13 protein-coding genes are annotated in these 13,905 nt (G+C 67.2%); 6 read left to right on the top strand and 7 right to left on the bottom strand.

Going from position 1 to position 13,905, the window contains the following annotated elements; genetic code table 11:
- Nucleotides 1–16: 16 nt before the first annotated feature.
- The 3 genes from BLS50_RS20185 (at nt 17) to BLS50_RS20175 (ending at nt 2,666) form a co-directional block, all read left to right on the top strand.
- Complete coding sequence (locus tag BLS50_RS20185; protein ID WP_074803716.1) at nt 17–571, top strand: carboxymuconolactone decarboxylase family protein; 555 nt, start codon at nt 17–19, stop codon at nt 569–571.
- Nucleotides 572–776: 205 nt separating this feature from the next.
- Nucleotides 777–1,676 (top strand): lipid A hydroxylase LpxO, encoded by a 900-nt coding sequence (gene lpxO, locus BLS50_RS20180; RefSeq protein WP_074803714.1) that lies wholly within the window; start codon nt 777–779, stop codon nt 1,674–1,676.
- Between the two features lie 156 nt (nt 1,677–1,832).
- The gene (locus BLS50_RS20175) at nt 1,833–2,666 is read left to right on the top strand and encodes an extensin (protein ID WP_074803712.1); all 834 of its coding nucleotides are present in this window, start codon (nt 1,833–1,835) and stop codon (nt 2,664–2,666) included.
- A 95-nt stretch (nt 2,667–2,761) separates the two neighbouring features.
- Here the strand turns inward: BLS50_RS20175 and ahpF are convergent, their stop codons facing one another.
- From ahpF to BLS50_RS20155, 4 genes are all read right to left on the bottom strand, one after another.
- Nucleotides 2,762–4,363, bottom strand: a complete 1,602-nt coding sequence (gene ahpF / locus BLS50_RS20170; RefSeq protein WP_011547974.1) for an alkyl hydroperoxide reductase subunit F — start codon at nt 4,361–4,363, stop codon at nt 2,762–2,764.
- 118 nt (nt 4,364–4,481) lie between these two features.
- On the bottom strand, nt 4,482–5,045 hold the full coding sequence (ahpC, locus tag BLS50_RS20165) for an alkyl hydroperoxide reductase subunit C (RefSeq protein ID WP_011547973.1): 564 nt from the start codon (nt 5,043–5,045) through the stop codon (nt 4,482–4,484).
- Nucleotides 5,046–5,218: 173 nt separating this feature from the next.
- Complete coding sequence (locus BLS50_RS20160) at nt 5,219–5,428, bottom strand: CopG family ribbon-helix-helix protein (protein ID WP_043887649.1); 210 nt, start codon at nt 5,426–5,428, stop codon at nt 5,219–5,221.
- 115 nt (nt 5,429–5,543) lie between these two features.
- A complete protein-coding gene (locus BLS50_RS20155; protein ID WP_074803710.1) occupies nt 5,544–6,440 on the bottom strand; it encodes a LysR substrate-binding domain-containing protein in 897 nt (298 codons plus the stop codon).
- A 178-nt stretch (nt 6,441–6,618) separates the two neighbouring features.
- On the opposite strand from BLS50_RS20155, the gene BLS50_RS20150 reads away from it, so the two are divergent.
- Genes BLS50_RS20150 through BLS50_RS20140 form a run of 3 tightly spaced genes read left to right on the top strand, consistent with a single transcriptional unit; the run spans nt 6,619 to nt 9,590 of the window.
- Nucleotides 6,619–7,785, top strand: a complete 1,167-nt coding sequence (locus BLS50_RS20150) for a branched-chain amino acid ABC transporter substrate-binding protein (protein WP_074803708.1) — start codon at nt 6,619–6,621, stop codon at nt 7,783–7,785.
- Nucleotides 7,786–7,816: 31 nt separating this feature from the next.
- On the top strand, nt 7,817–8,341 hold the full coding sequence (locus tag BLS50_RS20145) for an L-2-amino-thiazoline-4-carboxylic acid hydrolase (RefSeq protein WP_011547968.1): 525 nt from the start codon (nt 7,817–7,819) through the stop codon (nt 8,339–8,341).
- Nucleotides 8,334–9,590: a Zn-dependent hydrolase gene (locus tag BLS50_RS20140; protein ID WP_074803706.1), complete on the top strand. Its 1,257-nt coding sequence runs from the start codon at nt 8,334–8,336 to the stop codon at nt 9,588–9,590. Before BLS50_RS20145 ends, BLS50_RS20140 begins: the two co-directional genes overlap by 8 nt.
- Before the next feature lie 33 nt (nt 9,591–9,623).
- Here BLS50_RS20140 and BLS50_RS20135 read toward each other — a convergent pair whose 3' ends face one another.
- From BLS50_RS20135 to glmS, 3 genes are all read right to left on the bottom strand, one after another.
- Complete coding sequence (locus BLS50_RS20135; RefSeq protein ID WP_074803704.1) at nt 9,624–10,460, bottom strand: c-type cytochrome; 837 nt, start codon at nt 10,458–10,460, stop codon at nt 9,624–9,626.
- A gap of 289 nt (nt 10,461–10,749) precedes the next feature.
- The gene (locus tag BLS50_RS20130; protein WP_074803702.1) at nt 10,750–12,018 is read right to left on the bottom strand and encodes a hypothetical protein; all 1,269 of its coding nucleotides are present in this window, start codon (nt 12,016–12,018) and stop codon (nt 10,750–10,752) included.
- The gene (glmS, locus tag BLS50_RS20125; protein ID WP_074803699.1) at nt 12,015–13,838 is read right to left on the bottom strand and encodes a glutamine--fructose-6-phosphate transaminase (isomerizing); all 1,824 of its coding nucleotides are present in this window, start codon (nt 13,836–13,838) and stop codon (nt 12,015–12,017) included. The genes BLS50_RS20130 and glmS overlap by 4 nt, the downstream gene beginning before the upstream one ends.
- Between the last annotated feature and the right edge of the window lie 67 nt (nt 13,839–13,905).

Below are 13,905 nucleotides of genomic sequence, written 5' to 3'. Positions count from 1 at the left end.
TCACCGAATCCTCACCATGACAGACAGACTGCCTCCCTTCGATCCCGCATCGGCCACCGACGAACAGAAGGCCGTGCTCGCCGACATTCTCAGCGGCCCGCGCGGCAACCTGAACGGGCCGTTCCTCGGCTGGATCGCCAGCCCCGAACTGGCCCAGCACGCGCAGAAGCTCGGCGCGTTCTGCCGCTATCGCACCGGGCTGCCGCTGCGCCTGTCGGAGCTCGCGATTCTCGTGACGGCCGCGCGCTGGCGCTCGCAGGCCGAGTGGCACATCCATCATCCAATCGCGCTCGAGGCCGGCGTGCCGGCCGCGACGGCCGACGCGATCCGCCGCGGCGTCGCGCCCGTATTCGAATCGGACGACGATGCGCTGATCCATGCGTTCGCCACCGAGCTGTACGACACGCGTCGCGTGAGCGATGCGACGTTCGCGCATGCACAGGCGCGCTTCGGCCACGAAACCGTCGTGAATCTCGTCGCGCTGCTCGGCTATTACGCGCTCGTGGCGATGACGCTCAACACGTTCGGTATGCGCGCAGAAGGACAAACTGATTTGCCGTTTCCGGAATAATCGCTGCCGGCGCGTGCGTCGGTAGCCTGTCGCGCATGCATGCAGATTGCCCGAAAAGCCCGTATATACGGGCTTTTCGGCGTTTTGGCACGGATCGATTGGCCATCTCGTCCGTTGCGAGACCCACACATGCGATCTCACCGTCAGAGCAAGAAATTTTCCTCGTCTCTAGAATTTCTTCAAAAGAGCTATGGGGGAAATATCGATGCGCTGGGTCCTGTTGATCGTGTTCATTGCGTGTGTCGTGTACACGCATCGGCGCGGCAAGGTTCGGCACCGGTTGTTCAGGCAACTCTCCGACCACTCGACCTTTACCGCACCGCTGAACTGCTTTTCATACGCGTTCTCGTCGGTGCCGACCACGCCGTTTCTCGACACGGAGCACTTTCCGGAGCTCGCGGTGCTGCAGCGCGAATGGCGCACGTTCCGCCGCGAAGCGCTCGCGTTGCGCGATGCGAGCCGGATCAGGGCGTCGGGCGAGTACAACGACATCGGCTTCAATTCGTTCTTTCGCCACGGCTGGAAGCGTTTCTACCTGAAGTGGTACGACGCGCCGCATCCGTCCGCGCAGGCGTTGTGTCCGCGCTCGGTCGAGATCCTGTCGCGGATTCCGTCGATCAAGGCGGCGATGTTCGCGCAGTTGCCGCCGGGCGGGACGCTCGGGCTGCATCGCGATCCATATGCGGGCTCGTTGCGCTACCACCTCGGGCTCGACACGCCGAACGACGACGCGTGCCGGATCGTCGTCGACGGCGAGTCGTACGCATGGCGCGACGGCGAGGCCGTGATGTTCGACGAGACGTACCTGCACTGGGCCGAAAACCGCACCGCGCACGATCGCGTGATCCTGTTTTGCGACATCGATCGCCCGATGAAATATCGCTGGGCGCAGCGCGTCAACGATGCGTTCGGGCAACTGCTGATGCGCGCGGCCGCGTCGCCGAACGAAACGGGCGATCGCACGGGCGGGCTCAATCGTGCGTTCCGGTACCTGTATGCGATTCGCCGCGCGGGCAAGCGCTTGAAGGCGTGGAATCGCACCGTGTACTACATCGTCAAATGGCTGCTGTTCGGCGGGATCGCGGTCGCGATCTTCTGCATCTGACGGGCGCGGGCGGGCGGTTTTTTCCGTCTGACGATAGTACGGCGCGGCGCCGATGGCCTCGCGCCGTCATCAATGCAACCAAATGTATTCGTACGAGATCAACGCGCATTGGCCGCGTATGATGGCTTGTTCACATCGATATGTCGGTGAGCAAGCATGACGAGTACCCGTAAAACCATCATGATCGCTGGCGGGCTCCTGGTAGCCGCGGCCGGCACCGCGTACGTGATGCTGCTGCGCGCGGACCACCGTGCGATCGAAGACGCCGGCATCGGCGATTCGGCCGCGCCTGTTGCCGCGGCGCCCGCAGGCAACGATCACGCGGTACAGGGCGCGATCGCGCCGCCCGCACCGGCCGCCGCGACGGCGCCGAAGCAGGCGGCTGCCGTGCCACCTCCCGCACCAACCGCACCCACGCCCGCACCGGCCGCAACCGCGCGCGTCGATGCCGCGCCTGCACCGGTTCCGGTCGTCAGCGACAAGCCGCAACCGGTGACGAAACCGGCCGCACCGCCGCCGAAGGTCAACGTCGTGACGGTGAACCCGGAGGATTCGACCCCTCCGGCGCCGGCCCCGGCTCCGGCCCAGACTGCGGCCGTTCAACCCACCCAATCGGTCCAACCCGCTCGGTCGGCTGCGCCCGCACAGAGCACGCAGCGAGCACAGGTCACGCAACGCGCGCCGCGCAAGCGCGACGGCCTCGAACGCCACGCCGCCGCTGCCGCGCCGCCGGCCGCGATGAAATCCGAAACGCCGGAGACGGCCGCGCTCGTCAGGGAATCGGCGAAGCTCGACCCGTCGTTGCCGCCGCCGTCGATGTCGTCGATCTCTTCGATGCCGGCGAGCACCGGTTCGTACCGGCAGGGAAGTGCGTCGTCCGGCGCGAATCCGGTGGCGGCCGCGATGACCGAGCAACTGGTCAGGCAGTCGAGCAGTATCAAGTCGACGGCGCCCGTCCCGGCGGACGGCGGCACGGCCGCGACCAAGTAACCGCGAACGCCTTCGGCATAAAAAGGGCCCCGCACGCCGACCAAAGCATGCGGGGCCAAGAGAGACAAACTGTGATGCCGGTGCGTTGACGCCCGTCAGGCGGCGACCGCTTCTTCGGCCTGCGGCTGCGCAGTGGCCGCAGGCGCCGCCACGTCCTGCCGGATCAGGTAATCGAAGGCGCCGAGCGACGCCTTCGCCCCTTCGCCGACCGCGATCACGATCTGCTTGAACGGCACCGTCGTCACGTCGCCGGCCGCGAACACACCCGGCACCGACGTCGCGCCGCGTGCATCGACGACGATCTCGCCGTGCTTCGACAGTTCGACCGTGCCTTTCAGCCATTCGGTGTTCGGCACGAGGCCGATCTGCACGAACACGCCTTCGAGGTCCACGCGCTTCGTTTCACCGGAACGCAAATCCTTGTAGACGAGCCCGTTCAGCTTGCTGCCGTCGCCGGTCAGTTCGGTCGTCTGCGCCTGCGTGACGATCGTCACGTTCGGCAGGCTGCGCAGCTTGCGTTGCAGCACTTCGTCCGCACGCAGTTGCGCGCCGTATTCGATCAGCGTGACTTCCTTCACGATGCCGGCGAGGTCGATCGCGGCCTCGACGCCCGAGTTGCCGCCGCCGACCACCGCGACACGCTTGCCCTTGAACAGCGGGCCGTCGCAGTGCGGGCAGTACGCGACCCCGCGGTTACGGTATTCGCGCTCGCCCGGCACGTTGATTTCGCGCCAGCGTGCGCCGGTCGCGAGGACGATCGTCTTCGCCTTCAGCACCGCGCCGTTCGCGAGGCGGATCTGGTGTACGTCGCCCGGAATCAGCGCGTCGGCGCGCTGCACGTCCATGATGTCGACGTCGTACTGCTTCACGTGCTGCTCGAGTGCGGTCGCGAACTTCGGCCCTTCGGTTTCCTGAACCGACACGAAGTTCTCGATCGCCATCGTGTCCAGCACCTGCCCGCCGAAGCGCTCGGCCACGACACCCGTCGCGATGCCCTTGCGTGCCGAGTAGATCGCGGCAGCGGCGCCCGCCGGGCCACCGCCGACGATCAGCGTGTCGAACACCGGCTTGTTTTCGAGCGACTTCGCCGCGCGTTCGCCGGCGCCCGTATCGAGCTTCGCGAGGATTTCCTTCACGCTGCTGCGGCCCTGGCCGAACGATGCACCGTTCAGGAACATCGTCGGCACGGCCATGATCTGGCGCGACTCGACTTCATCCTGGAACAGCGCGCCGTCGATCGCGACGTGGCGAATGCGCGGGTTGATCAGCGACATCACGTTCAGCGCCTGCACGACTTCCGGGCAGTTCTGGCACGACAGCGAGAAAAACGTTTCGAACGCGTAGTCGCCGTCGAGTGCGCGAATCTGTTCGATCACGTCGTCGTCGAGCTTGATCGGATGGCCGCCCGTCTGCAGCAGCGCGAGCACGAGCGACGTGAATTCATGGCCCATCGGGATGCCGGCGAAGCGGATGCCGGCCGGCTTGCCGGGCTCGCCGATCGAGAACGACGGCTTGCGCTCGGCGTCGTCGCGGCGTTCGGTTACGGTCACGCGATCCGTCAGCGACGCAATCTCGTTCAGCAGCGCCAGCAGTTCCTGCGATTTCGCGCTGTCGTCGAGCGAGGCGACGAGTTCGATCGGGCGCGTGATCTTTTCGAGGTACGCTTTGAGTTGGTTCTTGAGATTGGCGTCGAGCATGGCGTTTCGGATTCCGTATTGATAATGCTGGTCGGGCACGTCGTGCCGGAGGAGGGCGCGGGCCGCGCGAGGCGTGGCCCGCCGTCGCGCGCCTCGGGCGAGGTGCGCGGAACGATCGTCAGATCTTGCCGATCAGGTCGAGCGACGGGGTCAGCGTTTCCGCACCCGGCGTCCACTTGGCCGGGCACACTTCACCCGGGTGCGCGGCGATGTATTGCGCGGCCTGGACCTTGCGCAGCAGTTCGCCTGCGTCGCGGCCGATACCGTTGTCGTGGATTTCGCACAGCTTGATCTCGCCTTCCGGGTTGATCACGAACGTACCGCGCAGCGCCATCCCTTCTTCCTCGATCAGCACGTCGAAGTTGCGCGACAGCGTGAGCGTCGGGTCGCCGACCAGCGGGTACTTGATCTTGGCGATCGTGTCCGACGTGTCGTGCCATGCCTTGTGCGTGAAGTGCGTGTCGGTCGACACGCCGTAGATTTCGACACCCAGCTTCTGGAATTCCGCGTAACGGTCGGCGAGGTCGCCCAGTTCGGTCGGGCAGACGAACGTGAAGTCGGCCGGGTAGAACACGACGACGGACCACTTGCCCTTGAAGTTCTCTTCCGACACGGGCACGAATTCGCCGTTGTGGTAAGCGGTTGCCTTGAACGGCTTGATTTGGGTGTTGATGATCGGCATCTGGACAATTCCTTTTCGTCAGTGGTGAGTGGAGTGTTGCCAGTATCCGGGTTCACCCTGAGCTTGTGAAATTGCTTGTTTCAATCCGAGGCATCGGGATTTTCTATCTGCTTCCGGCCCTTGATTGGCGGGGGCCGAAGGCAATTCGTGCGGGGCAGAGGCTGTACATGCCTTCACCATTCCGAACGCAGGTCCTCCTGGCTGGCAATCTCGCGCCCCTTCCATAGACCGAACACATTGTTGACAAGTGTGTGTTCGTGTCGCGCGATATAGGCATCGATTGCGTCGCCGATGATTTCGGCGCGGGGGCGGTCCCTGGCCCCTGCGATGATGCTCAACGCGGCATGCTGGTCATCCGACAGGTCGACCGGGATCGTATGCATTGCAACCTCCATGACTTGACGCAGTCATCATCGATATCCGGCCGCGCAAATGCAAGATCGCCGCCTGTCCGAAGCGAATGCCGATTCCCGGTTCGGCAGGCGGGGCACACCCCGCTCAAATCCCCGCCATCTCCCGCAACCACTCCGCCAGCCGCCGCGCCCCGTCCGGCATGTCCGCGTCCTCGCGCGTGCACAGGTAGTAGTCGCGCCCATCGTCGAGCGCGTGGTCGAACAGTTGCACCAGCTCGCCGTTCGCCAGTTCGCGCTGGACCAGCGGCGCGCGCAGCAGCGCGGCGCCGAGATCGGCGCGGGCGGCGCTCAGCGTGAGCTGGCCGTCCTCGAACATCGGCCCCACCGCGTGCGACACGTGCCGTACGCCGGCGCCCTGCAGCCAGTTGACCCACGTGCTGCGATCCTCGTCATGCACCAGCGGCGCGCGCGCGAGATCGGCCGGCGTGCGGAACGGCCCATGACGCTTCAGGAACGACGGGCTGCACATCGGCACCATCGCGCCCGGCAGCAGCCGCTCGCAGCGGTAGCCGGGCCAGTCGCCGGTGCCGAAGCGGATCGACAGATCCGACGCATCGCTTCGGTAGTTGCGGTGATGCGCGTACAGCACCGTGACGTCGACGTCGGTGTTGTCGGCCAGGAACGCATGCAGCCGCGGAATGAACCAGCCGATGCCGAGCAGCGGAATCAGGCTGACGGTGATCTGGCGCAGCGACGAACGATCGCGCACGAAGCGCGTGGCGCTGCGCAGCACCGAGAACGCCGCGCTGATCGACCGGTAGTAGTCGCGTCCCTCGTCGGTGAGCGCGAGCAGCCGGCCTTCGCGTACCGTCAGCGGCGTCTGGATGAACGCCTCGAGCAGTTGCAGCTGATGGCTGACCGCCGACGGCGTGATGTCGAGTTCGCCCGCCGCCGCGGTGACCGAGCCGAGACGCGCGAATGCTTCGAATGCACGCACCGCGCGCAGCGGCGGATCGTGCGGCAATTGTTCGATATTTTTCATGTATCGAATTTTATCGAAAAGTCGGGGTAAGCGACAACACAAAAATATCCTGTATTTACAGGGATATACGCTAATGTGACGGGAACGGTATAAGCATCCAATAATTGGGTATTTGGGGTTTGGATGTCGAATATTTAATATTTTTCATGTTTTTTGATCCGACTGACCGACCCCGCACATGAAAATCGCCTTCTTCTCCACCCGCCTTGCCTTCTCCGCGGCCGCCCTGGTGGCCACCGTTCCCGCGTTCGCGCAGTCCGCTCCGCAGACGGTCCTGATCGGTCTCGCCGCGCCGCTCACCGGCCCGTCCGCGCGGATCGGCAAGGACTTGCAGAACGGCGCGCAACTCGCGATCGACGACGCGAACGCGAAGCATCCGACCATCGGCGGCAAGCCGGTCGTCTACAAGCTCGTCGCGGCCGACGACCAGTCCGACCCGCGCACGGCCGTCGCGGTCGCGCAGCAACTCGTCGACCAGCACGTGATCGGCGTCGTCGGTCACTGGAACACGGGCTGCAGCGTGCCGGCGTCGCGCGTGTACCGCGATGCGGGCATTCCGCAGATCGCGCCGGCCTCCACCGGCCATCAATACACGCAGCAGGGCTACGCGACGGCGTTCCGCATCATGGGTCACGACGATGCAGGCGGACACTTCACCGGTGCGTACGCGGTGAAGACGCTGAAGGCGAAGCGCATCGCGGTGCTCGACGATCGCACGTCGTTCGGCGCGGGGCTGGCCGACCAGTTCATCAAGGGCGTGCAGGCGAACGGCGGCACGATCGTCGATCGTCAGTACGTGAACGACAAGACGACCGACTTCAGCGGCGTGCTGACCGCGATCAAGGGCAAGCGCGCGGACCTCGTGTTCTTCGGCGGCCTCGACGCGCAGGCCGCGCCGATCGCGCGCCGGATGCGCCAGCTCGGCGTGAACGCGCCGCTGCTCGGTGCGGGCGGCTTCGTGAGCCAGACCTTCCTGTCGCTCGCCGGCAAGGACGGCGACGGCGTGACGGCGCTCGAACCGGGCCTGCCGCTCGACCGGATGCCGGGCGGCAAGGCGTTCGACACGCAATACCAGGCGCGCTTTCACGCGCCGATCGAGCTGCATGCGCCGTTCGCGTACGACGCGGCCGCCACGCTGATCGCGGCCGCGCAGAAGGCCGGCACGACCGAGCCGGCGAAGCTGGTCGCGGCCGTTCGTGCGATCGATCGGCCGGGCGTGACCGGGCGCGTCGCGTTCGATGCCGAAGGCAACCTGAAGGACCCGGCCTTCACGATCTACCAGGTGCGCGGCGGCAAGTGGGCCGTCGTCGACGTGCTCGGCGGCTCGCGCACCGCGGCCAAGTAACAACAAAACGACAAAAACCAGGACGATCCCCATGACAGAAGCGCACCCGACATCCGCCGCCGCACCCGAGGACACACGCCTCGGGATCCTCGCGCGACGCCGCATCGAAGCGGAAATCATCAAGCCGATCTACGAGATCATGAAGCGCGAGTTCGGCGCCGAGCGCGCGCAGGCCGTGATCGCGGAAGCCGTGCGCGGCGCGGCCGTCGACGCGGGCCGGACGTTCGCCGCGCAGGAGCCGGACGGCACGAGCGTGAAGTCGTTCATCGCGCTGCAGGTGCTGTGGGAGAAGGACGATGCGCTCGACGTCGAGGTGCGGCGCGCGGACGACGCGCACTACGACTACGACGTGCATCGCTGCAGCTATGCGGAGATGTATCACGCGATGGGGCTCGGCGAGATCGGCCACCTGCTGAGCTGCGCGCGCGACAGCTATTTCATTCAGGGCTATGCGCCGGACATCGCGCTCACGCGCACCAGCACGATCATGCAGGGCGGCAAGCGCTGCGATTTTCGCTATGCGCTGCAACGCGCGCCGGAGAACGGCGATGCGTAACGATGCCGATACCGCGAGCATGCCGCGCGTCGACGGCGACCGCCTGTGGGCATCACTCGAACGGATGGCGCAGATCGGCGCGACGCCGAAGGGCGGCGTGTGCCGTCTTGCGCTGACCGATCTCGACCGCGAGTCGCGCGACCTGTTCGTGCAGTGGGCGCGCGACGCCGGCTGCACGGTGCGCGTCGACCGGATGGGCAACGTGTTCGCGCGCCGCGCAGGCCGCAATCCGGACGCCGCACCGGTGATGACGGGCTCGCATGCCGATTCGCAGCCGACCGGCGGCCGCTACGACGGCATCTACGGCGTGCTCGGCGGGCTCGAAGTCGTGCGCGCGCTGAACGACGCGGGCATCGAGACCGAGCGCCCGGTCGACGTCGTGATCTGGACCAACGAGGAAGGCTCGCGCTTCGCGCCGGCGATGGTGTCGGCCGGCGTGTTCTCGGGTGTCTATACGCTCGAATACGGGTTGTCGCGCAGCGACGGCACGGGCCGGACGATCGGCGAGGAGCTCGAACGGATCGGCTACGCAGGCGCGGAGCCGGTCGGCGGCTATCCGGTGCACGCGGCGTACGAACTGCATATCGAGCAGGGCGCGATTCTGGAACGGGCCGGCAAGACGATCGGCGTCGTGACGGCCGGGCAGGGGCAGCGCTGGTACGAGGTGACGCTCACCGGGGTCGACGCGCATGCCGGTACGACGCCGATGGCGTTCCGTCGCGACGCGCTGGTGGGCGCGGCACGGATGATCTCGTTCATCGAAGTGCTCGGCCGTCGCTACGCACCGGATGCGCGCGCAACGGTCGGGATGATCGAGGCGCGGCCGAATTCGCGTAACACGGTGCCGGGCGGCTGCTTCTTCACGGTGGAATTCCGTCACCCCGACGATGCGGTCCTCGATGAACTGGACGCCGCGCTGCGCGCGGAACTCGCGCGCCTGGCCGACGAAACCGGCCTCGGCGCGCGGATCGAGCAGATCTTCACGTATGCGCCGGTGCCGTTCGCGCCACGCTGCATCGACACGGTGCGTGACGCGGCGCGTTCGCTCGGACTGTCGCACATGGACATCGTGTCCGGCGCGGGGCATGACGCGTGCTATGTCGCGCGTGTCGCGCCGACCGGCATGATCTTCGTGCCGTGCGTCGACGGGCTGAGCCACAACGAGGCCGAAGCGATTACGCCGGAATGGGCGACGGCCGGCGCCGACGTGCTGTTGCGCGCGGTGTTGCAGAGCGCGCAGGAAGCGTAAGCGCGGCGGGTGCGGCCGGATGGATGGCGCGCGTTATCTTGCCGCCTTGCGCCGCGCCATATACGCGAGATACGCGACGATCTGGTCGAGTTCGCGATCGCTCAACTGATCCGGAGGAAACGCCGGCATGCTGCGGCCCGGCCAGTCGCGTACCGATGCCGGATTGCGGATGTAGCGGCGCAGCGCGGCGGGCTGGAAGTAGTCGACCGGGTTCATCGGCGTGTTCAGGTCGGGGCCGGCGTGGCTGCTGCCCGCGCCGTCGACGCGGTGACACGCGAGACATTGCGTGACGAACAGGCGCTGGCCCGCGCGGGCCGGGTCGTTCGCGGGCAACGCGGTGTCGACCGCGAGCGACGGCCAGCGCGCGAGCGGCGACGATTCGATCGTGATGCGCACGATCTGGTACGGCCACTGCTCGCCGCGCACCGACGACGCGTCCGGTCCGAGCCAGACGAGATAGAACGGCCCCGCGCCGACCTGCTTGCCGGGCAGCTTCGGCCATGGATGGGCCGGGTCCTCGATCGCGAGCCACGGGATCGCGCCGGCCGGCGCGCGGCGGCGCACGAGCTCGAGCGGCAGTTGCGCGGCAAAACCGTCGGCCGCGCGCGTTTCGAGCACGCCGTCGGCCGGCAGCGGCGTGTCGCCGAGCAGCGCGGCGAACGGCACCGCGCGGAACGTCATCGGCCTGCCGTAGGCGATATCGCGCGGCACGTGGATGTCGGCCGCATCGGCGCGCGCGAGCAACGTCTGGCGGGTGAGGGCACGCGTCGTGCCGTCGGTGTCGAGTTCGAGCGTGGACTGGGCCGACGCGCGTTGCCCGAGCAGGCAAACCGTCAGCAGCACGAGCGAAAACCACTGGCGCTTCAGCATTCGTTCTCCGGGAAGGGGCGTTCCGGCGGCGGCAGGAGGCGGGACGCCGCGGCCGATAGAAGGAATCGGGCGACAGTCTAGCCGGTACGGGCGGCGCTGGCGAATTCGGCAGAGGAAAGGCGCGGCAGTTGTGGTCGGGCAGGCCCGCGACGGCATGCCCGACTACCGGGCGACCGAGTGGGCGAGGTGTCGTCTGTCGCGGCGTGGTTCGGACGGCGGAAAGACGAAGGGCACGGGGAGACACGCGGCCTGTCCGCGTTCACGACGACAGTGCGTTACCGGAGCGCCGTCAATGACTCGAACACGACACTTCGTTCTTCGGCATCGGCGTGTCCTGCTTCGGATCGAAATCGGCTTCGCGCAGCCCCGACGGCGTCAGCGACACGAAATGCATCGCCGTGCCGCGCGCCGGGAAGCCGGCGATGCCGGTCGAGCCCCACGGAATCGGCGAGCGCTGCACGCCGCTTACCTTCATGTCCGCCGGCGTGAGCGCGAGCGTCAGCAGCCGCCCGTCGCGGGTCGGCACATACGCATGCGTGCCGACGACGCCGAGGCCCGATTCGCGTACCGACGCGGGCAGGCAATCGAGCGTCGCCGTGCGGCGGCCGTCCGGCGCGATCAGCATCGCGACGCCGCGCTCGTCCGCGGTCGTCGTGACGACGATGAAACGGTCGATCTCCGGCACATAGGCGGCTGAATACACGTAGTACTGGATCGCATCGTTCAGCGATCCGAGTTTGTCCAGTTTCGCGGTGACCGGATCGAACATCGCGTATTCGAGCGTCGCGTCCGTGCTGCCGTCGATGAATTTCTGCCACACGAGCAGCGCGTTGCGCGGCGAGCCCGCGATCACGGGCCACCACTCGCGGCGGCGCGGCGCGACCGCGACATGGTTCAGCACGCGCCCGGCCGCGTCGTAGGTTTTCAGGTAGACGCCGTTGCCGCTGCCGAGGTTGTCGACCCCGCCGCCGTTGACCCAGTCGGCCGAATAGAACACGACGAAGCGGTCGGCGACCGTCGCGACGTGACCCGAGTGGCCGCCCGATTCGACGTCGTTCGGGTAGGGCTTGATCGGTTTCAGGTCGCGGCGGTAGACGCCGTAGCGCTGGCTGACTTCCTGCGACGTATTCCAGCCGTCCTCGAACGTGACGAAGATGTCGCCGTGCGCGTTCTGCGCGATCGAGACGGGCTCCTGCGCCTCGGGGCGGCTGATGAACGTGCGCACGCGCAGCACGCGCGGCTCGCCGGGCGCCCATTCGCCGACGTATATGTCGTGCGGCCAGCTGCCGCCGCGCAGCGCGCCGCGCGGCACGATGCCCGAGCTGCTGAAGAACACCCAGCGTTTGCCGTCGCCGGCGTCGGCCACACCGATGCCGTGCATGAAGCGCCGCGGGTCACCGCTGTCCTGCGGCGCCGGGGCGCTCGGCACGGTGACCGTATGCACGACCGGCGCGCCGGCAAAGGCCGGCGGCGACGCCGTGCCGATGCCGCCCGCGCCGCAGAGGGCAGCCATGGCCAGCCGCATGACCGCCTGTACCGGGCGCGTTCGTCGCGTCATTCGACGGTCACCGATTTCGCGAGGTTGCGCGGCTTGTCGACGTCCGCGCCGCGTGCGCAGCCGACGTGATACGCGAGCAGTTGCAGCGGAATCACGTTGACGATCGGCGACAGCAGGTCGCCCGATTCGCGCACGCGGATCAGGTGCGTGTCGCGGTCGGCGTCGATCTCGAGCTGATTGCCGGCCAGCACGTAGAGCCGCCCGCCGCGCGCGCGCACCTCGGCCATGTTGGACTTCAGCTTCTGGAACAGGCGGTCGTCCGGCGCGATCGTGACGACCGGCATCGCGCTCGTGACGAGCGCGAGCGGCCCGTGCTTCAGCTCGCCGGCCGCATAGCCTTCCGCATGGATGTACGACACCTCCTTCAACTTCAGCGCGCCTTCCAGCGCGATCGGGAAATGGATGCCGCGCCCGAGGAACAGCGCGTTCTCGGTGCGGGCGAACTTCGTGGCCCAGCCCATGATCTGCGTTTCCAGCGCGAGCGCGTGGCTGATGCGATCGGGCAGCGCGCGCAATTGCTTCAGGTGCGTCGCGACTTGTGCGGCATCGAGCCGGCCGCGCAGTTGCGCGAGCGTCAGCGTCAGCACGAACAGCGCGACGAGCTGCGTGGTGAACGCCTTGGTCGACGCGACACCGAGTTCGGCGCCGGCCCGCGTCAGGAACCGCAGCGGCGCATTGCGCGCGATCGTGCTGGTCGCGACGTTGCAGATCGCCATCGACAGGTCCTGGCCCATCGCACGCGCCTGCTCGATCGCGCCGATGGTGTCGGCCGTTTCGCCCGACTGCGAGATGCCGACGACGAGCGTGCGCGGATCGGCCACCGTGTCGCGGTAGCGGTATTCGCTGGCGATCTCGACCTGCGCCGGCACGCCCGCGATGCTTTCGAGCCAGTACTTCGCGGTCAGGCCCGCGTAGTAGCTGGTGCCGCAGCCGAGCAGCAGCACGCTTCTCACCCGCGACAGCAGCGCGCGCGTGGCTTCCGTCGCGTCGAACAGCGCCGGCGAGATCGCGTCGATGCCGTCGAGCGTGCTGTCGATCGCCTTCGGCTGCTCGAAGATTTCCTTCTGCATGAAGTGCTGGTACGGGCCGAGCGCGGCGTCGTCCGCGCGCGCCTTCACTTCGCACAACGGACGCCGCGCTTCCTGCCCACCCGCATCGACCACGGCGATGCGCTCCGGCGTGATCAGCGCGACGTCGCCATCCTCCAGGTACACGAAGCGGTCGGTCAGGTCCCCGAGCGCCGCGCAGTCGGACGCCAGGTAGTTCTGCTCGGCGCCGATGCCGATCACGAGCGGCGAGCCGGCGCGCGCGGCGACGAGGCGCTGCGGCTCGAGCGCACTGAGCACCGCGATCGCGTACGCACCGTGCAGCCGCTTGACGGCGCGTACGACCGCGTCGAACAGGTCGTCGCGATAGAGGCTGTGGATCAGGTGCGCGATGACTTCGGTATCGGTCTGCCCGCGGAACGTATAGCCGCGTTGCTTCAGTTCGGCGCGCAGCGTGTCGTGGTTCTCGATGATCCCGTTGTGCACGACCGCGATCGTGTCGCCCGACATGATCGGGTGCGCGTTCATTTCCGATGGCGCGCCGTGCGTCGCCCAGCGCGTATGCGCGATGCAGGTCTGCGCTTCGAGACCGAGCGTCAGCACGCGGTCCTGCAAATCGGTCACGCGTCTCAACGTACGTTCGCTGCGCAGGCGGCCGTCGCCCTGCACGGCGATGCCGCACGAATCGTAGCCGCGATATTCGAGCCGGCTCAGCGCGTTGACCAGTTGCGGCACTTGATTGTTCCGGCCGCTTGCTCCGACGATTCCGCACATGATTCACCTCGTCTCCAGGAAGTTGTCGACTGGCGCGTGTCGCGCGCCAGCACGATGTCGAAAGCGG

It is taken from the genome of Burkholderia orbicola (assembly GCF_900100915.1).
GTDB classification, from domain to species: domain Bacteria; phylum Pseudomonadota; class Gammaproteobacteria; order Burkholderiales; family Burkholderiaceae; genus Burkholderia; species Burkholderia orbicola.
Note: the sequence above shows the minus strand (reverse complement) of the source record. Positions and strands in the feature narration are given on the sequence as shown.